Origin of the sequence: Streptococcus sp. S784/96/1 (assembly GCF_902729355.1) — a bacterium.
In the GTDB taxonomy this organism is placed as follows: domain Bacteria; phylum Bacillota; class Bacilli; order Lactobacillales; family Streptococcaceae; genus Streptococcus; species Streptococcus caledonicus.
Genome location: NZ_CACVCC010000033.1, coordinates 1 through 24,367, shown reverse-complemented (window position 1 = coordinate 24,367; position 24,367 = coordinate 1). Strand labels below are relative to the sequence as shown.

The 24,367-nt window shown below is 40.2% G+C and carries 27 protein-coding genes, 1 pseudogene and 1 other annotated feature; of the genes and pseudogenes, 23 read left to right on the top strand and 5 right to left on the bottom strand.

Annotated features, from left to right (window positions below; all coding sequences use genetic code 11):
- From GZ996_RS11960 to GZ996_RS09800, 12 genes and pseudogenes are all read left to right on the top strand, one after another.
- Nucleotides 1–106, top strand: a pseudogene (locus GZ996_RS11960) (IS30 family transposase); the annotation flags it as partial.
- Between the two features lie 140 nt (nucleotides 107–246).
- Nucleotides 247–318: a sequence feature (ribosomal protein L21 leader region), on the top strand.
- Between the two features lie 35 nt (nucleotides 319–353).
- Nucleotides 354–668 (top strand): 50S ribosomal protein L21, encoded by a 315-nt coding sequence (gene rplU / locus GZ996_RS09850; protein WP_027972894.1) that lies wholly within the window; start codon nucleotides 354–356, stop codon nucleotides 666–668.
- Nucleotides 669–702: 34 nt separating this feature from the next.
- A complete protein-coding gene (rpmA, locus tag GZ996_RS09845; RefSeq protein ID WP_027972895.1) occupies nucleotides 703–993 on the top strand; it encodes a 50S ribosomal protein L27 in 291 nt (96 codons plus the stop codon).
- A 281-nt stretch (nucleotides 994–1,274) separates the two neighbouring features.
- Nucleotides 1,275–2,129 (top strand): GNAT family N-acetyltransferase, encoded by an 855-nt coding sequence (locus GZ996_RS09840; RefSeq protein WP_162011969.1) that lies wholly within the window; start codon nucleotides 1,275–1,277, stop codon nucleotides 2,127–2,129.
- 54 nt (nucleotides 2,130–2,183) lie between these two features.
- On the top strand, nucleotides 2,184–3,098 hold the full coding sequence (locus tag GZ996_RS09835; RefSeq protein ID WP_156806663.1) for a LysR family transcriptional regulator: 915 nt from the start codon (nucleotides 2,184–2,186) through the stop codon (nucleotides 3,096–3,098).
- Nucleotides 3,095–3,553, top strand: coding sequence for a signal peptidase II (gene lspA, locus GZ996_RS09830; RefSeq protein WP_156806662.1), 459 nt, complete (start codon nucleotides 3,095–3,097; stop codon nucleotides 3,551–3,553). Before GZ996_RS09835 ends, lspA begins: the two co-directional genes overlap by 4 nt.
- On the top strand, nucleotides 3,544–4,434 hold the full coding sequence (locus GZ996_RS09825; RefSeq protein WP_156806661.1) for an RluA family pseudouridine synthase: 891 nt from the start codon (nucleotides 3,544–3,546) through the stop codon (nucleotides 4,432–4,434). The genes lspA and GZ996_RS09825 overlap by 10 nt, the downstream gene beginning before the upstream one ends.
- 325 nt (nucleotides 4,435–4,759) lie before the next feature.
- Nucleotides 4,760–5,281, top strand: coding sequence for a bifunctional pyr operon transcriptional regulator/uracil phosphoribosyltransferase PyrR (gene pyrR, locus GZ996_RS09820; RefSeq protein WP_156806660.1), 522 nt, complete (start codon nucleotides 4,760–4,762; stop codon nucleotides 5,279–5,281).
- A gap of 2 nt (nucleotides 5,282–5,283) precedes the next feature.
- Complete coding sequence (locus tag GZ996_RS09815; RefSeq protein WP_156806659.1) at nucleotides 5,284–6,216, top strand: aspartate carbamoyltransferase catalytic subunit; 933 nt, start codon at nucleotides 5,284–5,286, stop codon at nucleotides 6,214–6,216.
- 214 nt (nucleotides 6,217–6,430) lie between these two features.
- Nucleotides 6,431–7,516: a carbamoyl phosphate synthase small subunit gene (locus tag GZ996_RS09810; RefSeq protein WP_162011968.1), complete on the top strand. Its 1,086-nt coding sequence runs from the start codon at nucleotides 6,431–6,433 to the stop codon at nucleotides 7,514–7,516.
- A gap of 366 nt (nucleotides 7,517–7,882) precedes the next feature.
- On the top strand, nucleotides 7,883–11,059 hold the full coding sequence (carB, locus tag GZ996_RS09805) for a carbamoyl-phosphate synthase large subunit (RefSeq protein WP_162011967.1): 3,177 nt from the start codon (nucleotides 7,883–7,885) through the stop codon (nucleotides 11,057–11,059).
- 563 nt (nucleotides 11,060–11,622) lie between these two features.
- Nucleotides 11,623–12,255 (top strand): deoxynucleoside kinase, encoded by a 633-nt coding sequence (locus tag GZ996_RS09800; protein ID WP_156806656.1) that lies wholly within the window; start codon nucleotides 11,623–11,625, stop codon nucleotides 12,253–12,255.
- A 106-nt stretch (nucleotides 12,256–12,361) separates the two neighbouring features.
- Here GZ996_RS09800 and GZ996_RS09795 read toward each other — a convergent pair whose 3' ends face one another.
- From GZ996_RS09795 to GZ996_RS09780, 4 genes are all read right to left on the bottom strand, one after another.
- The gene (locus GZ996_RS09795; RefSeq protein ID WP_161980516.1) at nucleotides 12,362–14,080 is read right to left on the bottom strand and encodes a phospho-sugar mutase; all 1,719 of its coding nucleotides are present in this window, start codon (nucleotides 14,078–14,080) and stop codon (nucleotides 12,362–12,364) included.
- Between the two features lie 80 nt (nucleotides 14,081–14,160).
- Nucleotides 14,161–14,730: an ECF transporter S component gene (locus tag GZ996_RS09790; protein WP_156806654.1), complete on the bottom strand. Its 570-nt coding sequence runs from the start codon at nucleotides 14,728–14,730 to the stop codon at nucleotides 14,161–14,163.
- Between the two features lie 19 nt (nucleotides 14,731–14,749).
- Nucleotides 14,750–15,289, bottom strand: coding sequence for a phosphopantothenoylcysteine decarboxylase (gene coaC, locus GZ996_RS09785; protein WP_156806653.1), 540 nt, complete (start codon nucleotides 15,287–15,289; stop codon nucleotides 14,750–14,752).
- On the bottom strand, nucleotides 15,282–15,968 hold the full coding sequence (locus GZ996_RS09780) for a phosphopantothenate--cysteine ligase (protein WP_161980517.1): 687 nt from the start codon (nucleotides 15,966–15,968) through the stop codon (nucleotides 15,282–15,284). The genes coaC and GZ996_RS09780 overlap by 8 nt, the downstream gene beginning before the upstream one ends.
- A gap of 78 nt (nucleotides 15,969–16,046) precedes the next feature.
- On the opposite strand from GZ996_RS09780, the gene GZ996_RS09775 reads away from it, so the two are divergent.
- From GZ996_RS09775 to GZ996_RS09730, 10 genes are all read left to right on the top strand, one after another.
- Nucleotides 16,047–16,544, top strand: coding sequence for a YkgJ family cysteine cluster protein (locus GZ996_RS09775; RefSeq protein WP_161980518.1), 498 nt, complete (start codon nucleotides 16,047–16,049; stop codon nucleotides 16,542–16,544).
- A 112-nt stretch (nucleotides 16,545–16,656) separates the two neighbouring features.
- A complete protein-coding gene (locus GZ996_RS09770) occupies nucleotides 16,657–16,980 on the top strand; it encodes a putative heavy metal-binding protein (RefSeq protein WP_156806650.1) in 324 nt (107 codons plus the stop codon).
- 324 nt (nucleotides 16,981–17,304) lie between these two features.
- A complete protein-coding gene (locus tag GZ996_RS09765; RefSeq protein ID WP_161980519.1) occupies nucleotides 17,305–18,216 on the top strand; it encodes a CPBP family intramembrane glutamic endopeptidase in 912 nt (303 codons plus the stop codon).
- An 87-nt stretch (nucleotides 18,217–18,303) separates the two neighbouring features.
- Nucleotides 18,304–20,295, top strand: a complete 1,992-nt coding sequence (uvrB, locus tag GZ996_RS09760; RefSeq protein WP_161980520.1) for an excinuclease ABC subunit UvrB — start codon at nucleotides 18,304–18,306, stop codon at nucleotides 20,293–20,295.
- A 92-nt stretch (nucleotides 20,296–20,387) separates the two neighbouring features.
- Entirely contained in the window at nucleotides 20,388–20,603 is a 216-nt protein-coding gene (locus GZ996_RS09755; protein ID WP_162011966.1) for a hypothetical protein, read from the top strand.
- 130 nt (nucleotides 20,604–20,733) lie between these two features.
- Complete coding sequence (locus GZ996_RS09750; RefSeq protein WP_156806646.1) at nucleotides 20,734–20,892, top strand: hypothetical protein; 159 nt, start codon at nucleotides 20,734–20,736, stop codon at nucleotides 20,890–20,892.
- Between the two features lie 39 nt (nucleotides 20,893–20,931).
- Nucleotides 20,932–21,114, top strand: coding sequence for a hypothetical protein (locus GZ996_RS09745; protein ID WP_161980522.1), 183 nt, complete (start codon nucleotides 20,932–20,934; stop codon nucleotides 21,112–21,114).
- A gap of 161 nt (nucleotides 21,115–21,275) precedes the next feature.
- Nucleotides 21,276–21,749 (top strand): NUDIX domain-containing protein, encoded by a 474-nt coding sequence (locus GZ996_RS09740; protein WP_162011965.1) that lies wholly within the window; start codon nucleotides 21,276–21,278, stop codon nucleotides 21,747–21,749.
- Between the two features lie 12 nt (nucleotides 21,750–21,761).
- Nucleotides 21,762–22,142 carry a hypothetical protein gene (locus tag GZ996_RS09735; protein ID WP_156806643.1) on the top strand — a complete coding sequence of 127 codons (381 nt, stop codon included), beginning with the start codon at nucleotides 21,762–21,764 and terminating at the stop codon, nucleotides 22,140–22,142.
- Nucleotides 22,143–22,172: 30 nt separating this feature from the next.
- A complete protein-coding gene (locus GZ996_RS09730) occupies nucleotides 22,173–22,706 on the top strand; it encodes a 2'-5' RNA ligase family protein (protein WP_162011964.1) in 534 nt (177 codons plus the stop codon).
- Nucleotides 22,707–22,884: 178 nt separating this feature from the next.
- On the opposite strand, the gene GZ996_RS12285 is transcribed toward GZ996_RS09730, so the two are convergent.
- Nucleotides 22,885–22,971, bottom strand: a complete 87-nt coding sequence (locus GZ996_RS12285) for a putative holin-like toxin (RefSeq protein WP_443255833.1) — start codon at nucleotides 22,969–22,971, stop codon at nucleotides 22,885–22,887.
- Nucleotides 22,972–23,090: 119 nt separating this feature from the next.
- Between GZ996_RS12285 and GZ996_RS09725 the strand changes: the two genes are divergently transcribed.
- On the top strand, nucleotides 23,091–23,633 hold the full coding sequence (locus tag GZ996_RS09725; RefSeq protein WP_162011963.1) for a DUF1697 domain-containing protein: 543 nt from the start codon (nucleotides 23,091–23,093) through the stop codon (nucleotides 23,631–23,633).
- The last annotated feature ends 734 nt before the right edge of the window (nucleotides 23,634–24,367 follow it).

Genomic DNA, 24,367 nt, shown 5'->3' with positions numbered 1-24,367 from the left:
TGACGAAGAACTTGCTCAATATCTCTCAGCTATTAACGAAAGACCTAGACGACTTCACCATTACAAAACTTCAAAATTTCTGTTTGGGCTAGCCCAAACAGCCTAAATAATGGAATCCTAGTCTATCTATGAACTTGTTGCACTTGACTTGACAATGTGCCTTAAGCAAATAAATTTAATAAATCGCAACAAATTTCTTGAAAAAGCTAGACAAGAGTGTTAGAATAGTAATGTTGACTAAATGCACATCCTGTGCAACCGCGCGAGTCCCGTTTTAAGCGGTTTGTCCCACGGTACAAGGCGAGTCTTCACAGAGGGAAACCTCACATTAAAAATTTTATAGGAGGTGCATCATGAGCACATACGCAATCATCAAAACTGGTGGTAAACAAGTTAAAGTTGAAGTAGGTCAAGCTATCTACGTTGAAAAAATCGACGCTGAAGCTGGCGCAGAAGTAACTTTTAACGAAGTTGTTCTTGTAGGTGGAGAAACTACTAAAGTTGGTACTCCAGTCGTTGAAGGTGCGACAGTTGTTGGTACTATCGAAAAACAAGGTAAACAAAAGAAAGTTGTTACTTTCAAATACAAACCTAAAAAAGGTAGCCACCGTAAACAAGGTCACCGTCAACCTTACACAAAAGTTGTTATCAACGCTATCAACGCGTAATCTAGCAACTGATTTATAGGAAAGGACAAATATTATGTTGAAAAATCTTGAAAACTTGCAACTTTTCGCCCACAAAAAAGGTGGAGGTTCTACATCAAATGGTCGTGACTCACAAGCAAAACGTCTTGGTGCTAAAGCAGCTGATGGACAAACTGTAACTGGTGGTTCAATCCTTTATCGTCAACGCGGAACTCACATCTACCCAGGTGTGAACGTAGGACGTGGTGGAGATGATACACTTTTTGCAAAAGTTGAAGGTGTTGTACGCTTCGAACGTAAAGGTCGCGATAAAAAACAAGTTTCTGTTTACCCAATCGCAAAATAATTTAGTTTGACTAATAGAAAAAGTAGGATTTTCCAGATGGGAGGTCCTATTTTTCTTGAAAAAAATTTGATATACTACGTACATCAAGTATTGACCAAATGCTCAATACTCATGCTGAAAGAAATAAACAAGAGCAGATAATGCGACTGTAGAGGTTAGAGGATTTTGTAAAATATCGGTTTTGAACTTAGTGATCTCTTTATTGTTTGTGATTCTAGTATGATAGACTGACTAATCTCTTGTTTTATAGAGTATTAGAAAATTATTGGAGGAGAAATGATATGACAATTATTGCTACAAATCAATTATCAGAACAGCAGGAGCAAGAAGTGCGCCAATTAATTGCTGAAATTAGGGCTTATGATAACTTTACACGCGAGCCATATCTTTCAAATATGCTCAATTTTGATCAAGACATGCCAGCCTTCTTTTTAGCTTATGAGAAAAATGAGCTTCGTGGTTTTTTGACCGTGTATGCAGATGATCCTAATGAAGTGGACTTATTTATTTGGGTAGCACCAGCCTATCGTCGTCAAGGAATTGCGCGCCAACTTTTTGAAAGGTACCAAAAAGAAACGGCCATCTATGGTTTGGGTAACCCATCTTTTAATATCGAACGTCATTTTTTGGAAAATAATCCCTGGTTACTTTCTGCTTGGCAGGTCATTGAATCTGATGAAAGTGAATTTTGGATGAGTCGTAGTCGTGATAAGGTAGATATTGAAGAGAGAAGAGATATCATCGTTTGTCAGGCGGAAATCCAGCATCTAGAGGCTATTGCTATCTTCCAAGCTGAAACGTTTGAAGAAGATTTAGAGGTGTGCCGTCAGTATGCACGTGAGGCAATTGAGGATGAATCGAGTCTTCTTTACGTTGTTTTGCGAGCTGACGAGGTCATCGCCTCTTGTACGGTTGATTTATCATCAGGCGATCAACTTTTATATGGATTGGCTGTTAAAAATGCTGAGCAAGGCAAAGGCATTGGGACTTATATGACAAAATTTATCCTTAATGACCGTATTGAGAGTGATAATCGTCCTTTTCAAATTGCAGTAGAAGCTGATAATGCTGTTGCAAAACATTTGTATGAAAAACTTGGTTTTGTGACTAGTTCTGAAATTACTTATTTGAAATAGTTAAAACCTGCATCATGCAGGTTTTTTTTCGTAAAATTTGCTATAATAGTTCCCATGAATATTCAACAATTACGATATGTCGTGGCAATTGCAAGTACGGGAACTTTCCGTGAGGCAGCGACCACACTTTATGTCAGCCAACCTAGTCTTTCAGTTGCTGTGAAGGATTTGGAAGAGGAACTTGGTTTTAAAATTTTTAAGAGAACAACGTCTGGTGCTGTTTTGACAACACGAGGGACTATTTTTTTTGAAAAAGCGCAGCGCTTAGTGGCGAATTTTGATTCTTTTGAAAATCAATACACTCACAACAAATCTGGCCAAAAAGAGTTTTCGATTTCCAGTCAGCACTATGATTTTTTACCACCTTTAATCACTAAGTTTTCAGAAGCTTACCCAGAGTATGCCCGTTTCAGGATTTTTGAATCGACAACGGTTCAGATTTTAGATGAAGTGGTAGAAGGGCATAGCGAGCTTGGGATTATTTATCTTAGCGAGCAGAACCGCGATGGTATTTTACGTAAAATGGAAAAGCAGGGCTTAGAATATGTAGAGCTCAGCCATTTTCAAACTCATATTTATCTAAGAAAAGATCATCCTTTGGCGAGTAAAACTACCCTGACAATGGAAGATTTAGCGGGTTTTCCATCAGTTCTTTTTACGCAAGAAAAGGATGAGTATCTCTATTATTCTGAAAATTTGGTTGATCGAAGTGATTCAACCACTGTTTTTAAAGTGACTGACCGTGCTACGTTGAATGGTATTTTAGAACGTACAGATGCTTATGCAACGGGATCAGGTTTCTTAGACCGTGCTAGTGTGAATGGCATTATGGTCATTCCGCTTGAGAATGCCGTTAACAATCAGATGGTTTATGTTAAACGTGCAGAAATGGATTTGTCTCCTTGTGCAGAAAAATTTGTTGCTGTTATGAAGGGGTATTTTTCTGACTTAGAAGAGGAGAAGCAATGAGAAAAATTATGATTCCAATAGCTATTATTGGATTGATTATTCTTGATCAGTTGAGTAAATTTTGGATTATTGAACATATTGATTTAGGACAGGTTCAATCATTTTTGTCCCCTATTTTTAGCTTAACTTACGTTAGGAATTATGGCGCAGCTTTTTCCATGTTACAAAATCAGCAATGGTTCTTCGCTCTCGTCACAGTTGTTGTTATCGGAGCAGCTATTTATTATTTAATTAAAAATATCAAGGGAAGCTGGTTGTTGTTACTAGGTTTGATACTTGTTATTTCAGGGGGATTAGGCAATTTTATTGACCGTGTGCGCCTAGGTTACGTGGTTGATATGGTACATTTGGATTTTGTGGATTTCGCTATTTTCAATGTGGCAGACTCTTACCTCACCGTTGGAGTAGCTGTGTTGGCATTAGCATTGTGGAAAGATGAGGAAGCATGGAAATAGTTGTAAAAGAAAGTGGTCACCGTCTGGATAAGGCAGTGGCAGAGTTGACAGAATTGTCACGCGCTCAGGCTAATGAAGGGATTAAGGCTGGGGCTATTTTGGTCAATGGCAAGGCTGTCAAGGCAAAATATGCTGTTAAAGAGGGTGATGTCATCACTTATCAAGTGCCAGAAGAAGAAGTCTTAGAGTATGTAGCAGAGGATATTCCTTTGGATATCGTTTACGAAGATGAGGATGTTGCTATTGTGAACAAGCCTCAAGGTATGGTTGTTCACCCATCTGCTGGTCATACAAAAGGAACCTTAGTCAATGCGTTGATGTATCATGTCAAAGATTTGTCCTCTATCAATGGGGTAGTCCGTCCAGGCATTGTACACCGTATTGATAAAGATACCTCTGGTTTGTTGATGATTGCTAAAAATGATGTCGCTCACAATACTCTAGCAGAAGAATTAAAGGCCCAAAAGTCCTTGCGTAAATACCTTGCTATCGTGCATGGTAATCTACCAAATGACCGAGGAATTATTGAAGCCCCGATTGGACGTTCTGAAAAAGACCGTAAAAAACAAGCAGTTACAGCCAAAGGAAAACCTGCTGTTACACGCTTCCAAGTTTTAGAACGTTTTGGGGATTATACGCTTGTTGAACTCACATTGGAGACAGGACGTACTCACCAGATTCGTGTTCACATGGCCTATATTGGACACCCTGTTGCTGGTGATGAAGCCTACGGACCTCGTAAAACTTTAAAAGGAAATGGACAATTTTTACATGCACAAACCCTTGGATTTACCCATCCAAGAACAGGAGAATTGGTTCAATTCACAGCACCTGCACCTGCTATTTTCCAAGAAACGTTAGAGCAGTTAAGAAAAGGGTAGATAAGGCTTATCGGCAATGCCGATGAGTTTTTTTTATGGTTAAACTGATTGATTTATTTATCGCAAATGAGACTCAGAGTCAGTTATTGATTAAAATTGTCGTTCAAAATTCAGAATGAACTTACTTTTTTACTTGCTATTGTTCAGATTTTTGTCTATAATAATGATAATTAAATTCCTTTAATATCGTCCCGTGAGGCGATTAAGGAGAACTTAAAAAACAGGCAGTGACTAGTGGGTCAATTGTCCCTATTTTTCAGTATCTCCTTGGAAACAGGGGGATTTTTTGTATCATTAGTGCTTCATTTATCAGGAGGAATTGTATATGAAAAGTAAAGAAATCATTGATGATGTGACGATGAAACGTGCCATCACTCGTATTACTTACGAAATTATTGAGCGGAACAAAAAACTCGATAATATTGTATTAGCAGGGATTAAGACACGTGGCGTTTTTATTGCGAAACGCATTCAAGAGCGTCTATCTCAACTAGAAAATCTTGATGTCCCGCTTGGAGAATTGGATATCAAACCATTTCGTGATGACATCAAGGTTGAAGAGGACACAACAGTTATGCCGGTTGATATTACAGATAAGGATGTTATCTTGGTTGACGATGTGCTTTATACTGGGCGTACCATCCGCGCAGCGATTGATAATTTGGTGAGTCTCGGACGTCCTTCACGAGTTAGCCTTGCTATTTTGGTTGACCGTGGTCACCGTGAGTTACCAATTCGTGCAGACTATGTCGGGAAAAATATTCCAACAAGTAGCAACGAGGAAGTGATTGTTGAGGTCGTGGAAGTTGACGGTAAAGATCGGGTCACATTAGTTGAGGAGGCATAAGCATGCCTGTTGTGGATGATAAGGTAGTGCTAAGACACTTAGTGTCGATGGAATACCTAAGCGAAGAAGAGGTTGTAGGCTTAATTTCTCGAGGGATTTCTTTAAAAAATGGCAGAGCTTCTCAGTCGTTAGATAAACAAACCTTTATCGCAAATCTCTTTTTTGAAAATTCAACGCGCACTCATAAATCATTTGAAGTCGCAGAGAAAAAACTAGGACTTGATGTGATTGATTTCCATGTTGAAACGAGTTCTGTTAACAAAGGTGAAACCCTCTACGATACAGTGTTGACATTAGATGCTCTAGGTGTTGAGATTTGTGTTATTAGGCACTCAGAAGTCGATTATTACAAACAACTTATTGAGAGTTCTACCATTTCGGCTTCCATTGTTAATGGTGGTGATGGTTCTGGTCAACATCCCAGTCAGAGTTTGCTTGATTTGATGACCATTTATGAAGAATTTGGCCGTTTTGAAGGAGTGAAAGTTTGCATTGCAGGTGATTTAACGCATTCGCGCGTGGCAAAATCTAACATGCAAATCTTAAAACGTTTGGGAGCGCAGCTTTATTTTTCAGGACCAGAGCAATGGTACTCAAAAGAATTTGATAGCTACGGTCAGCATGTAGCTATTGATGATGTTATTGAAGAGCTTGATGTGCTCATGTTACTGCGTGTGCAACATGAGCGTCATGATGGTAACGGAACGTTTTCAAAAGAAACGTATTACCGTCAATTTGGATTAACCAAGGAACGCTATGAATGTTTAAAAAGCTCTGCTATAATCATGCACCCAGCCCCAGTAAACCGCGATGTAGAGATTGCTGATAGTCTGGTGGAGGCGGATAAATCACGAATTGTGAAGCAAATGACTAATGGTGTTTTTGTGAGAATGGCAATCTTAGAAGCGATTATTGCGGGGCGTCAAGAAAGATAATTTATAATGACTTGGCTATGTCAGGCACTAGCTCGAAAACAACTGCAATCTTTCAGTTGTTTTCTCACGTCTGAGTGCCTCATTCACGCTATTGAGTCAGAAATATTTATTTAATGCTGTTCAGAGAGACAGCAAATAGAAAGGAGAAGCTTGTTAGTGATGCTAACGGGCGGGGATTAAACTGAGTAACATTAGCGTCCCTTAAAGTAAAACAATGACAAAACGATTGTTGATTTTAGAAGACGGTACTGTTTTTGAAGGGAAAGCCTTCGGAGCAGATGTAGAAGTGACAGGAGAAATTGTTTTTAGCACAGGGATGACTGGCTATCAAGAATCCATCACAGACCAATCTTATAATGGACAGATACTGACTTTTACGTATCCATTAGTAGGAAATTATGGCATCAACCGTGATGATTATGAATCGATTACACCGACTTGTAAAGGTATCGTGGTAGCTGAGGTAGCTCGTCGTGCAAGTAATTGGCGTAATCAGATGACTTTAAATGAATTTTTAAAAGCTAAAAATATCCCTGGTATTGCTGGTATTGATACAAGAGCATTAACTAAAATTATTCGCCAACATGGTACCATGAAAGCTACCCTAGCAAATGGTGGTGAGTTGAAACATTTACAAGAGCAGCTTAAAGCTACTGTTTTACCAACAAATAATATCGAACAAGTGTCGACTAAAACAGCTTATCCTGCACCGGGGATTGGAAAAAACATTGTACTAGTTGATTTTGGCTTGAAGCACTCAATTCTTCGTGAGTTTTCAAAACGAAATTGTAATGTGACGGTTGTTCCTCATACAACGACGGCAGAGGCCGTTTTACACCTCAATCCTGATGGAGTGATGTTGTCAAATGGCCCTGGAGACCCAACAGATGTCCCAGAAGCGTTAGAAATGATTCGTGGTGTGCAGGGGAAAATTCCACTTTTTGGAATCTGTATGGGCCACCAACTATTCAGTCTGGCTAATGGTGCAAGAACCTATAAGATGACTTTTGGTCACCGGGGGTTTAACCATGCGGTGCGTGAAATTGCTACTGGACGTGTGGACTTTACCAGTCAAAATCATGGCTTTGCGGTAGATAGAGAAACCTTACCGGAGTGTTTAATGGTGACTCATGAAGAAATCAATGACAAGACTGTCGAAGGGGTTCGTCATCGTGATTTTCCAGCCTTCTCTGTTCAGTTTCACCCAGATGCTGCACCTGGTCCACACGATGCCAGCTATCTCTTTGATGCATTTTTAGAAATGATTGATGCTTGGAAAGCTGATCAAGCGACCAAGTAATGACATCGGAATCGTTATTGTCTCTATCAATTGAGAGAGGGAGAAAGTGTCGTAGCTGTTTGAACTTTCTTCGAAAGTTCTAGTTATCCTGACGGGGTCGTCAATGAGATCGAAGATTTCTGACTTACCGCCATTATTTAATGTTATCCAGAGAGGTAACAAATGAGAGAAAGGAGAAAACAAGGGGATCGTGTTTGCGAAAATGAACACGAACTAAAATCCTAGTGAAAAAATAGATTTCCTAGTGTGTAAGCACACGTCGTCAGTGTCCTATTTTTGCTTTTGAGTTTTTTGGCTCAAACCTTTAACAGTCTACTGGACTATTAAAATCATACGGATTTTTAGACCCCCTTTGTATCATAAATTATGCCAAAACGTACTGATATTAAAAAAATTATGGTGATTGGTTCTGGTCCGATTATTATTGGTCAGGCTGCTGAATTTGACTATGCTGGAACACAGGCTTGTCTTGCTTTAAAAGAGGAAGGCTATAGCGTTATTTTGGTTAACTCCAACCCTGCAACCATTATGACGGATAAAGAAATTGCGGATAAGGTTTATATTGAACCCATTACCTTAGAATTTGTGACACGCATTCTCCGCAAGGAGCGACCTGATGCTCTCTTACCAACCCTTGGTGGTCAAACTGGTTTGAACATGGCAATGCAACTGTCTAAAGCAGGTATCCTTGATGAACTTGGTGTTGAGCTTCTGGGAACAAAATTGTCTGCTATTGACCAAGCTGAGGACCGTGATTTGTTCAAGCAATTGATGGAAGAATTGGACCAACCTATTCCTGAATCTGAGATTGTTGAGACTGTTGACGAAGCGGTTGCCTTTGCTAATAGCATTGGTTACCCTGTGATTGTCCGCCCTGCCTTTACTCTAGGTGGTACTGGTGGTGGAATGTGTGCCAATGAAGCAGAACTTCGTGACATCGCTAAAAATGGTTTGAAATTATCGCCAGTAACCCAATGTTTGATTGAACGCTCAATTGCTGGCTTTAAAGAAATTGAATACGAAGTCATGCGTGATGCATCCGATAATGCTCTAGTCGTATGTAACATGGAAAATTTTGACCCTGTTGGCATTCATACGGGTGACTCCATCGTGTTTGCACCGACACAAACGCTGTCTGATATCGAGAATCAAATGCTTCGCGATGCTAGTCTAAAAATCATCCGTGCTCTTAAAATAGAGGGTGGCTGTAACGTCCAGTTGGCACTTGACCCACATAGTTTCAAGTATTATGTTATTGAGGTGAACCCGCGCGTGTCTCGTTCGTCAGCCCTTGCCTCAAAAGCAACTGGCTATCCAATCGCGAAATTGGCTGCGAAAATTGCAGTTGGTTTGACTCTTGACGAGATGATTAACCCTGTCACAGGAACAACCTACGCCATGTTTGAACCTGCTCTTGACTATGTGGTTGCCAAAATTCCTCGCTTCCCATTTGACAAGTTCGAGCACGGTGAGCGCCGCCTTGGGACACAGATGAAAGCGACAGGAGAGGTTATGGCAATTGGTCGTAACATTGAAGAAAGTCTCTTAAAAGCCTGCCGTTCGCTTGAAATCGGTGTTTATCACAATGAGATGCCAGAACTAGCAGATGTGACAGACGATGCCTTAGTTGATAAAATTGTCAAAGCACAGGATGACCGTCTCTTCTACCTTTCAGAAGCCATCCGTCGTGGTTATCCGATTGAAGAATTGGCAGAGCTGGCGAAGATTGATATTTTCTTCCTAGATAAGCTCCTTCATATCTTTGAAATCGAACAAGAGCTGGCAACACATGCTGGTGATGTAGCGTTGCTTAAAGAAGCCAAACGCAATGGTTTTGCAGATCGTAAAATTGCAGAGCTTTGGAATATGACGACAGCAGAGGTGCGTGCTCTTCGCCTAGAGAATAAGATTGTCCCTGTTTACAAGATGGTAGATACCTGCGCGGCTGAGTTTGAAAGCTCCACGCCATATTTCTACTCAACCTATGAGTGGGAAAATGAGTCTGTCAAATCAGATAAAGAGTCTGTTATCGTTCTTGGTTCAGGTCCAATCCGTATTGGACAAGGGGTTGAGTTTGACTATGCAACAGTGCATTCTGTCAAAGCCATTCAAGCAGCTGGCTACGAAGCCATTATTATGAACTCAAATCCTGAGACGGTATCAACTGACTTCTCAGTATCTGATAAACTCTATTTTGAACCGCTAACTTTTGAAGATGTGATGAACGTGATCGAGTTGGAACAGCCAAAAGGTGTCGTGGTGCAATTTGGTGGTCAGACAGCCATTAACTTGGCAGAAGCCTTGTCTAAGGCGGGGGTTACTATTCTTGGGACACAAGTTGAGGATTTGGATCGTGCTGAAGACCGCAAACTCTTTGAAAAAGCATTAAAAGAGTTGGGGATTCCGCAACCGCCTGGCCAAACCGCAACCAATGAAGAAGAAGCTGTGGAAGCTGCTCGTCATATTGGTTTCCCTGTATTGGTACGTCCATCGTACGTTCTCGGTGGACGTGCCATGGAAATCGTTGAAAATGAGACTGATCTTAGAAGCTATATGCGCACAGCCGTAAAAGCAAGCCCAGAACACCCTGTTCTTGTTGACTCATACCTCGTTGGTCGTGAGTGCGAAGTAGATGCAATCTCTGATGGGAAAGATGTCTTGATTCCCGGGATTATGGAACATATTGAGCGTGCCGGTGTCCACTCAGGTGACTCAATGGCAGTTTACCCACCACAAGGGATTTCTAAAACCATTCAAGCGATTATCGCTGATTACACCAAACGTTTAGCACTTGGTCTAAACTGTATCGGAATGATGAACATTCAATTTGTCATAAAAGACGAAACGGTTTACGTAATCGAAGTAAATCCACGCGCTAGCCGTACCGTACCATTCCTCTCTAAAGTCACCGATATTCCAATGGCTCAAGTGGCAACCAACTTGATTCTTGGCAAATCATTGGCAGAGCAGGGATATGAAGATGGGCTCTACCAAGAAAGTCCTCTGGTTTACGTCAAAGCACCAGTCTTCTCCTTTACAAAATTAGCTAAGGTAGATAGCCTTCTTGGACCTGAGATGAAGTCAACAGGGGAAGTCATGGGGTCAGATGTGACCCTTGAAAAAGCCTTGTATAAAGCCTTTGAAGCCAGCTACTTCCATTTGTCTGAATTTGGCAATGTGGTCTTCACCATTGCTGATGATACTAAGGAAGAAGCTCTAGCCTTGGCAAAACGCTTTGATCGTATTGGTTATAACGTCCTTGCGACAGAAGGAACAGCTAAATACTTTGCAGAAAACGATTTAGAAGCACAACTTGTTGGTAAAATTGGCCAAGATGATACTGACATTCCAAACATTGTTCGTCAAGGAAAGGTACAGGCGATTGTCAACACCGTAGGTAAGAAACGTACCGCAGATGAAGACGGACAAGTTATCCGTAGCTCTGCCATTGCCCAAGGCGTGCCACTTTTCACAGCTCTGGACACCGCAGAAGCCATGCTACAAGTCCTCGAAAGCCGTGGTTTTACAACACAGGCCATATAAGAAAACTAAGAGGTTGGGACAAACCATCACGATTGCGGAGCCCACACCCACAAAACAATGAAAACCAATAGGCAAAGCCCTCGCTAAGTGCTATACTCTTAGTGAGGGCTTTTTGAAGCTTTCGTATAAAAAATATCTCAACCTTCTTTTTTGATAGTGACAACAGATTGACGCAGTGGTTGATTGGAGGTCTGTAGGTGGATACTTCCTTCATTTTCAAGTGTCCACCTAAAATAGTCCACCGTACTATTTTAGTACCACGCAATCGTTAGCGGTCATCCTATACGAATGTGATGAACGTCGTTCATCTTATTTCCAATCTCCAAAAGTCTCCCAGATCTTGGGAGCTGTGCGGATGTGGGAGTGAAAGTGTCCACTGGACAATTTCAGCCTGAGCTTAGAAATAAACTAGCGAAGGGAAGTCAAGACTTCGAAATCATGCCTTTTGTCTCACTCTCTTTTTGTGTAAAAAATAACTTAATTTACCCCAATATCTTGTGGACTAAATGTTGACTTTTTACCATATCTTGTGTTAAGATAGTCTCTCGGAGGTGAGAACAATTGTGATTATATTAGCTGGCATGATTGGTGTGGGGAAGACAACTTATACTGCCCGTCTGTCTGAGGCCTTGGGAACAGAAGCGTTTTATGAGCCTGTAGAGAATAATCCTATTTTGGATAAATATTATGAGAATCCTGATAAGTATGGATTTGCTCTGCAAATTTATTTTTTGAATAAGCGATTTAAGTCTATTAAAGAGGCTTATCATAATAATGATAATGTTTTAGATCGTTCAATTTATGAAGATGCGCTTTTTACCTATATCAATTCTCTTGAGGGAAATATTAGCCAAGAAGAGTATGAAATTTATTTGGAACTTTTGGATAATATGATGGAAGAGCTCGAAGGTATGCCTAAGAAAGCACCAGATTTGTTGGTTTATCTTGATGGTAGTTTTGATCATATTATGGGAAATATTAAAAAACGTGGTCGTGATTTTGAACAGCCAACAGACGAAAATGGTCTATTAGATTACTATCGCCTCCTACATGGACATTATGGTGACTGGTATGATAATTATGATTACAGTCCAAAAATGAAGATTGATACAGATCATTTTGACGTGACTAATGATGCAGACTGGGAAACAGTCTTTGCACAGATTAAAGAAACGTTAAGTACTTTAGAGAGATAAATACAAGAAAATACAAGGCCTCGTGCCCTGTATTTTGTTTTTAGATATGGAAAACTAAAACCACCCGTTTTTTTTTAGCGGGTGGTTTTGGTGTCACAAATTGTGATTATTTCACAAAATCATTGATTTCTGTTTCGATGTTTGCGATTTTTTCCTCAGCTTCAGCAAGTGTTTCACCGACTGTTGCGATGTAGAATTTGATTTTTGGTTCTGTTCCTGATGGGCGAACGGCAAACCAGCTGTCATCAGTCAATGTGTACTTAAGGACGTCAGATGGTGGTGTTGTTAAGTCAGTTGTAGTACCATCAAGGGCGACTGCTTTTTGAAGGGCAAAGTCTTCAAAAAGGGCGATGTCTGTTTTGTTGAACTGTTCTGGTGCATTGTCACGGAATTTTGCCATAATAGCTTTGATTTGTTCAGCACCGTCTTTACCTGAAAGGGTAACAGAAATGGTTTTTTCAGCAAAATAGCCGTACTCTTTGAAGATTTCATCAATACCGTCTGCAAGTGTTAGGCCACGCGAGCGGTAGTAGGCTGCAATTTCAGCTACCATTAGAACAGCTTGGATAGCATCTTTGTCACGAACAAATGGTTTAATCAAATAGCCAAAACTTTCTTCAAAACCAAACATGTAAGTGTGGTTGTGTTTTTCTTCAAATTCTTGGATTTTTTCAGCGATGAATTTGAAACCGGTCAACACATTGAACATGGTTGCGCCATAGCTTTCTGCAATCTTAGTAACTAATTCAGTAGATACGATTGATTTAGCAAGAGCTGCATTTTCAGGTAGTGTCCCGGCTTGCTTGTGTGCTTCAAGGATGTATTTGGCGATAATCGCTCCGATTTGGTTTCCTGATAGGTTCCAATATGAACCGTCAGCTTGACGGACTTCAACACCGACACGGTCAGCATCTGGGTCCGTTGCTAAGAGTACATCAGCTCCGATTTCACGTCCAAGTTCTTCAGCGAGGGCAAAGGCCGCTTGGCTTTCAGGATTTGGTGATGCAACGGTAGAGAAATCAGGGTCAACGGTTGCTTGGCTTTCGACAACGGCAACAGATTCAAATCCTGCTTCAGCAAGGGCACGACGCGCCAGCATTTCCCCTGTACCATGAAGTGGTGTATAGACAATTTTCATGTCTTTGCCATGCTCGGTAATGAGTGCTTTATTGATGTTGATAGCCTTGAGCTCATCAAGGTAGAGGCGGTCAGTTTCTTCGCCAAGAACCGTGATGAGACCAGAGTTTTTACTTTCTTCAAGGTCAGCGAGTTCAACGGCAAATGGATTGTCAATACCACGGATAAAATCAGTCAAAGCAGAAGCATCTGCTGGTGGCATTTGCCCACCGTCTTCTCCGTAAACTTTATAACCATTGAATTCTTTCGGGTTGTGACTAGCTGTGACCATAATACCAGCGACAGTATTATAGTGACGCACTGCAAATGACAATTCTGGCGTTGGGCGTAGGCTTTCAAAAACATAAGATTTGATACCGTGTGCTGCCAAGACTTGAGCAGATTCAAAGGCGAACTCTGGTGAGAAATGACGTGTGTCGTAGGCAATAGCTACACCCCGTTTTTTAGCATCTTCTCCTTTGCTTTCTACTAATTTTGCAAGGCCTTCTGTTGCCTGACGCACGACATAAATATTGATACGGTTTGTACCTGCGCCGATATAGCCACGCATCCCTGCTGTTCCGAACTCAAGGTTGGTATAGAAGGCATCTTCCTTGTTTTTTTCATCCATAGCGAGTAGATCCTCACGGAGATAGTCAGGAAGTTCGGCGAAATCAAGCCATTTTTGAAAATTTTCTTGATAGGTCATTGCATTCTCCTTTAACTTTTATTAACCGCTTTCATTATATCATTTTCATGTAAAAAAATCACGAGTTTTCGTGATTTTCATTATTTTTTTAAATTTTGAAGTCGTGGAACAATAATAAGTGCTAAAAAAGAAGAAATCAACATTTCAGCAATGGCATTTGTCCCTATAACAGTGGCTAGCATGGCTTGAATATTACCATTATAAACATTTGAAAAGAGGAAGAAAATCCCACTGAGAACAAAAATGGTATTTGTCATTGAACCTATAGCACCTGCGATAAGAAGTCCACTACGGTTTTTGATTAATTTATAGACAAAGTAGGGTGTGATACCAATTAGTATTCGTGGGACCATTGCAATAATGAGCGAATAGATATTACCATTTTCGACAAAGGGTGAGAAAAGGTAGCTCGTTGGCAGTAGGATGACGGTGTTAGTAACGACACTGATGAGTCCCATTAAACCGCCAAGTGTTGCTCCTACACGTGGTCCATAGAGGATGGAAGCAATGATAACTGGAATATGCACCAAAGTTGGTTTAATTGGAAGCGGCAGAACATTAAAAATGATAGACGTCAGAAGATGGATGACAATCATTGTTGCAAAGAACATTGAAATAGTTGCAACAGTGGTAGAGTTTTCGTTTTTCATTTATTCTCCTATCTTGCTATTATATATTTTCGTTAATGATTTGTAGAATGGTATCTAGATCAGCTAGAGCGCCTCGCCCGACATCACCGCAGGCTAAGAGAGCTGATTTTGGTGTGATTTCTTTGTAACCCACCTCTTTTAAAATAGCAATATTGCGTTGGGTTAACGGGTTATCATACATTTTTGTATTCATGGCTGGTGCGATGAGCTTTGGAAGGTCTGCTGGCAAAGCTAGTGCGGTTGCTGTGACCATATTATCTGCTCCGCCATGTGCCAAAGTAGCAATCGTATTAGCAGAAGCAGGTGCTAGGATAAAAAGATCGGCTTCTTTTCCAAGGTCGATATGGTTAATCCGCTCTGCTATTTTTTCTTCCATCACATCCAAGTGAACAGGATTTTTAGACAAGACCTGCAAGGTTAGTGGTGTGATGAACTTGGCAGCCGCTTCCGTCATAAGAACGTGCACGTCATAGCCACGCTTGGTAAGTTGGCTGGTCAAGTCGGCAGCTTTGTAGGCGGCAATAGAACCTGATATAGCTAGTAGAATGCGTTTAGTCATGAGCAGTCACCCTTTCATAAAGTTTTTCAGCAATTTCTAGTTTGGTATGAGCTTTAATTTCATTTGTCTCATCAACGAGATAGGCGATATGTTGGTCAGCAGTAATGTCGTTTAAATCATTAGCAACAATAAGCTCTGCCTGATTTTTGACAAGGCTAGCTCTCGCCACATCAAACAGCTCTGACTTGGTCACCCCCACCAAAAGCTTGAAGCCAATCAGTCGGATATTGGGATTCCATTCTTTAACCTGACTAATAATTTTTGGTGTTTTTTTCAGAAAAAGCACTTGGTAGTCAGATTTGGATGAGATTTTAGTTTCACCATTTTTTTTGGACAAAAGCTGAGCAGGAGAATCTGTTTGTTCAAGTTCTTTTAAGTCAGTCATGTAGACTGGCGTATAGTCTGATACCGCCATGCTGTGAATGAGGACATCGTGTGATTTAATGAGAGGCTCCAATGTAGTGAGCAGGCTTTCTACATTACTAATGAGTTGGATTGTCAAATTTGCTCGTTCAAGAGGCTTGACAGCTTGTTTTGTCGTCACTAAAGTGACTTGATGTCCTTTGGATAAAAAAGTCTCTGCTATTATTTTTCCAAGGTAGCCAGTGGAATGATTTGTTATCCCTCGAACACTGTCAATGTTCTCTGTGGTACCACCAGATGTAATCAAAATTTTCATAGGCTGATTTTACACTAAAATACTGATTTTGTAAATTATTTGAGTTATAATAAGAAGATAAAAATAGAGGAGAAAATTGTGGCTAATCAAGGTATTGACATTGAAAAATATCATCAATTAGCGTTGCAAAAACAGGGAGAACACCGTAAGTTTTTGGCGAGTTTAAAGAAAAAAGGACCAAAAAATTTGGATAAGGTTGTCCAAGAGGTACACCGTGAGGTTTTTCTTGAGATTGATTGTACCAAGTGCGCTAATTGTTGTCGTAATCTGGGTCCTCTTTTCACCGAGGCAGATATCACTAGGATTGCAAGACATTTCCGCATGAAACTACCTGCGTTTGAAGAAGCATTTTTACGGACAGATGAAGATGGAGATAAGGTTTTCCAATCCATGCCGTGTCCGTTTTTAGGTGATGATAATCTTTGTAGTATTTATGATGTTCGTCCGAAAGCTTGTCGTGAATTTCCTCATACAGACCGCAAGAAGATTTATCAAATTAATAACTTGACGATTAAGAATACCCTCTTTTGCCCAGCAGCTTTTCTCTTTGTTGAGAAACTACAAAAGAGATTGTAATGGAGTGATAGTGCTTTAAACTACGCTTGTGGTGAGAGATAGAAACAACTGGAAAGTTTGAATGAATTTAGTTATAATATAGAAAACGATTACAAAAAATGGAGGTGTTTTTATGATTGTAACAACAACTAATAGTGTCGATGGCGCCCAAGTGAGCGGTTATAAAGGAATTGTTTTTGGTGAAGTCATTACTGGAATCAACATGTTTAAAGATATTGGTGCCGGTTTGCGCAATATCTTTGGAGGTCGTTCAGCAAGTTATGAAAATGAATTGACTGAGGCGCGTGAAACAGCCCTCAAAGAAATGGAGAGACGGGCAGCTGAGTTAGGGGCAGATGTTGTTATTGGTGTTAAAATGGATTATGAAGTCCTGGGAGCAGACAATGGCATGCTGATGGTGACTTGCAGCGGTACAGCGGTGACCCTAACCAAGTGAGAATAGAACAGTTGATTGGGATATTTTAAGTCTAAGCTCGGAAACTATGAAGCGAGGGGGCAGAGGGGATTTGAAAAGCTGTTCAATTATAAATGTTCAATCTGTCATCGCATCAAATTGTCATTATTGCAAAATTTAAGTGGTGAAAAGACTTTTCCTAGTCTCAGTAATCGTCTTAAGAAACAATATTTAGCTAATAAAAGCTGCGCTTGTCAAAAATGATAGGTGCAGTTTTGTATTTGTTTTACTAGTTGTCAATAACTATTGACAATAAGGTGTTAGCAGACTAAAATAGTACTAGATTAATAACACAAGGAGAATCTTATGAATAAGCGCATCTTGCAAGCTCCCACAGAACTCTATCAAAAAATGCCTACTTGGCTTGTGGCTATCTTGACACCTGTAATGGTTGAAGGATTCTTTATAATAGGTAGTGTCTTATTTGGAATTATTTTTGGTCTTGCGGCTGTCTTTTTCATCATAGCCAATGGTAATTTTGACGCTTTCACAGAAGGAGTGACCTTACCTCTCCATTTAGAACTATTGAGTTTTTCCTTCGTATCAGGATTGCTTTTTATGTGGGTCAAATGGGTTGAAAAACGTCCGATTTCTAGTCTAGGATTTTTTAAAAAGAACTGGTTTAAGGAGTTAGCTTTAGGTTTTCTAGTTGGTTCTCTTCAATTCAGCTTAGCCCTAGGCCTAGTTTACCTCTTGGGAGGTGTAGAGGTCTCAGGGGTGGATGTTTCTAGTACGACATGGTTATATGTTCTATCAACCATTCCATTTTGGTTAATTCAGGGTGGTACAGAGGAACTTTTGACCCGTGGTTGGCTTTTGCCGATTTTAAATAAACGGACTAACCTTGCTATCGCGGTTGGGATAAGTAGTTCTCTCTTTGGTTTGATGCATCTAGCAAATGACCACGTTACTTTCTTATCAGTTTTAAGCATCATTTTATCTGGAGTTACGATGGCTCTCTATATGTTAAAGCGTGATAACCTATGGGGTGTTATTGGACTTCACGGAGCTTGGAATTTTGTTCAAGGAAATATTTATGGCGTAGCTGTTTCAGGGCAAGGTGCCGGAGCCTCAATTTTTCATTTTGTGGAAAAAGCTGGTGCGCCAGAATGGATTTCAGGTGGAGGATTTGGAACAGAAGGAAGTCTAATGGCATCACTGGTTGAACTTCTTTTCATTGCTTACCTCTACTATGGGGTTAAAAAAGAAAAAGCTTAAACAGTTTAGTCTCACTAGACTGTTTTTCTTATCCGAATAAATAGCAAATTTATGATAAAATAAGAAAAAACAGGAAAGAAGAAGTACATGATTGATAGAAGAGAAGATAATCAGTTTGAATTAGTCTCAAAATACGAACCATCTGGAGATCAGCCGCAAGCCATTGAGCAACTGGTGGACAATATTGAAGGTGGTGAAAAAGCGCAAATCCTCATGGGGGCAACAGGGACTGGTAAGACCTATACCATGAGTCAGGTCATTTCTAAGGTTAACAAACCAACCTTAGTCATCGCCCACAACAAAACCCTTGCTGGTCAACTTTATGGGGAGTTCAAGGAATTTTTCCCTAACAATGCCGTAGAGTACTTTGTTTCCTACTATGATTATTATCAGCCTGAAGCTTATGTGCCCTCATCTGATACCTATATCGAAAAAGATAGCTCGGTCAACGATGAGATTGATAAGCTCCGCCATTCGGCAACATCAGCGCTGTTAGAGCGTAATGATGTGATTGTGGTGGCATCGGTGTCTTGTATCTACGGTTTGGGTTCTCCAAAAGAGTATGCAGATTCGGCAGTAAGTTTGCGTCCTGGTCAGGAGATTTCGCGTGACAAACTGTTAAACCAGCTGGTGGATATTCAATTTGAGCGCAATGATATTGATTTTCAACGCGGACGTTTCCGTGTGCGTGGGGATGTGGTGGAGATTTTCCCTGCTTCTCGTGACGAACATGCCTTCCGTGTGGAATTTTTTGGCGACGAAATTGACCGCATTCAAGAAATCGAGAGCTTGACTGGGCGCCCAATGGGAGAAGTGGAGCACTTGGTCCTCTTTCCAGCCACTCACTTCATGACCAATGACGAGCACATGGAACATGCTATCAAAAATATCGTTGATGAAATGGAAGTGCAGGTTAAGGAATTTGAGGCAGAAGGCAAATTGATTGAAGCGCAGCGCATTCGCCAAAGGACAGAATACGATGTGGAAATGCTTCGTGAAATGGGCTACACGAACGGTGTCGAAAACTATTCTCGCCACATGGATGGCCGTTCGGAAGGAGAGCCACCTTACACCCTTCTTGATTTCTTCCCAGAGGATTTCCTCATCATGATCGACGAGAGTCACATGACCATGGGGCAGATTAAAGGCATGTACAATGGCGACCGCTCACGCAAGCAGATGTTGGTGGATTACGGGTTCCGCTTGCCGTCAGCGTTGGATAACAGACCGTTGCGCCGAGAAGAATTTGAGAGCCATGTCCATCAGATTGTCTATGTGTCAGCGACACCTGGGGATTATGAGATGGAGCAGACAGACACAGTGATTGAGCAGATTATCCGTCCGACAGGTCTTCTCGATCCAGAAGTGGAAGTGCGTCCGACTATGGGTCAAATGGACGACCTTTTGGGTGAAATCAATAGCAGAGCGGAAAAAGGGGAGCGTGTCTTTGTCACTACCTTGACTAAGAAAATGGCAGAGGATTTGACCGATTACCTCAAGGAAATGGGTGTCAAGGTCAAATATATGCACTCGGATATTAAAACGCTAGAGCGGACAGAAATTATTCGTGACCTCCGCCTTGGAGTTTTCGATGTCTTGATTGGAATTAACCTGCTCCGTGAGGGGATTGACGTACCAGAGGTAAGCTTGGTTGCCATTCTTGATGCGGATAAGGAAGGATTCCTCCGCAATGAGCGTGGACTGATTCAGACCATAGGGCGTGCGGCTCGTAACAGCGAAGGGCATGTGATTATGTATGCTGACAAGATCACTGAATCCATGCAACGAGCTATGGATGAAACCGCCCGCCGTCGTGAGATTCAGATGGCTTATAATGAAGAGCATGGCATTGTCCCACAAACCATCAAAAAAGATGTCCGCGACCTCATCGCCATCAGTAAAGCAACAGCAACCGATGTGGCAGAAGAAACAGTTGACTACTCAGCCATGAATAAGAAAGAACGCCAAGACACCATCAAGAAACTCCAAAAACAAATGCAGGAAGCTGCAGAGTTGCTTGACTTTGAACTGGCCGCTCAAATTCGCGACTTGGTGTTAGAATTGAAAGCGATGGATTAGGGGGAGGATATGAAGATTATGACAATATGTTGTAGTATGAGATTCCAAAATGAGATGAAAGAACTCTCTGGAAAGCTGGAATTAGAACATAATTGTATCGTAATCAATGTGCTTATTTTGATGATGAAAGCCAGTTATCTGATGAAGATATTATACGTTTGGGGAAAATACACTTAGAGAAAATAGCCATGGGTGATGTTATTTATGTTGTGAATATTGGAGGTTATGTTGGAGACAGTACCAAACGTGAAATTGCCTATACACTTTCTCTTGGAAAAGAAATACTCTCATTAGAACCTTTAAGCTGAGAGGCTAAAATTTTGGTTAAGTTCAAGCTAGTGAAATTTTGTTGATTATATGCGAAAGAAAGTTTGAAAACTTATCCTTTAAGTGGTGGTTCACTTAAAAATAATAAATATAATTAAAGGAAATTATAATATGTCACAATATGATACTATTATCGCCTATTTAGAAAAGTTTGGTTCAGCCCCTTATGGAGATTGGCATGTTTCTGATTCGGATAAGAAAATTCAGACTTTTCCGTTTATCAATTATAATCCCATAGTTAATTCCTTTATCAAAGATTTTTATCAGTGATGTCAAACACTCCCGCCTTTTCATAACTATATCGAATTTTTGGAGTCTAAAGGGTTCAGGCAGCTGAATCATGTTGTGATTGATGACTTCCAGATGGAAGAGGAGGTACTGGCTCTTTTGCAAGGTTATCTGAGGGCAGAACGTTTTTCAGAGGGAGCGATAGATGTAGAAGGTCGTATTCAAGCACTTTTAATGCGTTTAAAATATTTGACTGTAATATAAGTTAAAAATTACATGGATGACTTCTAGACTCTTTCAGAAATTCATAGCCAGCCTCTACACTTTATTCGTAAAATTATGGAGAAACCTTTTAATCAGATGGGAACTCTACGTAACGCCAATACGACGAATCAGTTATTTGATATTTTAAGGGAGAAACAATTATGAAACAACGAAATATGACGAGTATTTACCTACGATATCAGAATAAGATATTGATGTTGTACCGTGAGGGGTCGCGTGTAGCAAATCATTTATGGATTTCATCTGCTGGTGGTCATATGGAAAATGAAGAATTGAACGATGCTCAGTCTTGTATCTTACGTGAGTTAGAAGAAGAGCTTCACCTAAAGGTTGAGGATTTAGTCAATTTTCAAATGAAATATGTCACTCTTCGTCATACAAATGATGAAATTCGTGTGATTTACTACTTTTTTGCTGAAGTAGCAGACTTGGTAGAGATTGTATCAAACGAGGGGAAACTACAGTGGTTTTCTTTAGAAGAAATTAATGATTTACCGATGCCAATCATAGCTAAAAAGATGTTGGAACATTATATAGCAGTTGGTCAATTTGACAGTCAGCTCTATGCGGGTATCATGAAAAATCAAGATATGACTGTTTCACCATTGTTGTAGAAGAGGGATTTTATGGATTATCTAATCTTAGAGTTACAGGTCAGTCAATTTTATTTATCTCAAGCAAAAGTTGAAGCGGTGAAAGCATGGTTTAATCCAGATGATTTATTATCTTTTGTACCAGTACCAATTAAGAAAATCGGAAATCGTGTGTTTTTGACAGATGGGCATAGTCGAGCTTGGGTTGCTTATCAGGCTGGTTTAAAAAGCATTCCTGTTATATGGGACGAGGATGATTTGGATTGGAATTTTTATCTTGCCTGTGTCACGGCTTGTGAAGAAAGACATATTTTGACAGTGGCAGATTTGACAGAACGGCAGCTGGGTAAAAAAGAGTATGAGGATAAGTGGCTTGGATTTTGCCGAAAATTGGCAGATGAGTTAGGTCAATAAGGAATTAATCATATGAGGAGGTTAGTGTTTATGTATGCCATTATTGCGACCTTGGATGACCAGTTAAATGAAATGATTCGAGAGACTTGGTATCAGTTGAAAGAGTTATCTCTGTCCGACTACGCTTATGAAGTGAGTGATAGGGAGCCTCACATTACCTTGGCGAGTTTTGAGGTAGATGATATTGACAGTGTTACGAACACATTGGACTCTCAGTTGGATGCGGTACTACCCATCGAAATTTCCTTTCAATCTCTCGGGAGTTTTCTAGGTAGTCGCATTGTATTTTTAAGCCCTACTAAAACACCTGATTTGATAAGTCTTCACAATCAGATACATGAGTTATTAAAGGGCATTATAGCGCCTGATTCACAGTATGCACCTGCAAAATGGATTCCGCATGTAACCATTGCCAATCGTATTGACGAAGAGAAGATGGAAAAGGTATATAGCTATTGTTTGAATCATTTAAAAGTTACGAAGGCACATATTGCAGGGATAAAACTCATAGCGATAAATGATGACAAAGAAGTCAGCACTATTTGTAAGTACTCTATAAAGTAGTGAATACAGGAATGTCCACATTTGACATCCCTATCAACTTTCGATAAAATAAAAATAGAAAAGGAGCTGAGCACGAACTCAACTCCTCTAGGACCGTTAAAAAGACGGGACGGTTTAGAGATTACAGTAAAAACCGCAATTCGTGAACCTGTCAAAGTTTGAAGTGCGGTTTTACTGTTTATTTTTTCTTATGGGTATAAGACAATAAAGTCAGTAGTAATATGCCAAAGTTTACCATAAGCTCAAGAGCTTCATAAACCGACATGACGGACGTCTTTCCTTTCTAAGGGAGCATGCCATGGCGTCACCTCCTTGATGTTAAGATTTCCGTCCCGCCTTCGGAACTTTCCTGTACTTAGTTATTCGAAAAGCAAAGGAAAAATAATGACATCATATCTCCTTCTTTTACGTGGCATCAATCTTGGTAAAAATAACAAGGTTAGCATGCTAGAACTTCGTGAACAGTTAGAGAAACTGGGATTGCAAACAGTTAGCTCCTATATCAATACGGGGAACCTCTTTTTTGACTCTGAGAAAACACTAACAGAGCTTGAGAATGTTATTGAGGCATTTTTTTTAAAAACGTATGATTTTTCCATTCCTTTTGTGATTGTCCCGTCAGAGATGGTGATAAAAGAAGTCTTGCCATCATGGTGGTCTGAGGATGCCTATCGCAAGGACGCTCTTTTTTATCTCAAGGGGACGACAAAAGAACTGGTAGCAGAAATCATTAAGGAATGGTCGTTAGCTGATGAGGATCTTTATCTCGGTGAAACAGCCCTTTTTTGGCTAACACGCACCAAGGAGTCTTACACGAAGACGGCTCACGCTAAGAAAATCATGGCCAAGCCCTTTAATCAAATGGTGACTCTACGAAATGCCAATACGTTCAATAAGCTAATATCTTTGGCAAAGGAGAAGCGATGAAGTTATATGTCTCTCAAAATCATAGAGGTGAAGGGGAGTTTCCGACATTTCCGAAAGGAACAAGAGTGGTCAATCTATCTCCCTGCTCCAATTATCCTAATTGGTTTTCTTGTGAAATAGGAGGTATGAAAACCTATGTATCTGCCGATTTTTAGAGGGGAATGCACTGAATAGAGATTACAATCCTACTGAGTTAATGGTGCAAGTAGGAGATAGCGTTGAGCTATTGAAAGTACATTTTCAATGGGCTTTGGTTCGCTTCCAAGAAGAAATTGGGTGGTTACCCTTCTCTATCCTTCGCTCGTTATCATGATAACGAAAAAGTTATAGATAGTTGAAACATGTGGGCAGGACAAAATATGGCATATCTCATGGTATTAGCACTGTTTAAAATGAACCAATAATGTCCTAAACTTAATTCAAATTACTGATATGTTTCATTTACACTAATAACAGGTTTTTTACAGTAAAATAGAGAAACACAATGGAGACTTGGAGGAGTTGAAGCATTGGAGTTTGATTGATGTAAAAACTAGGACGATAGGCGATTGTTAAAGTTATTGAAAACTGTTTTTTTTTTAACCACTATCAAGCAAGAGGCAGTTAATTGAAAAGACCCCCTTATAATGGACAGTATAAAAAGTACTATACTGTTCTTATAAGGAGGTTCTTTTCTCATGGCTAAAAAAGGAAGTAAATTTACAAAGTATCCACCTGAATTCAAAATACAAGTA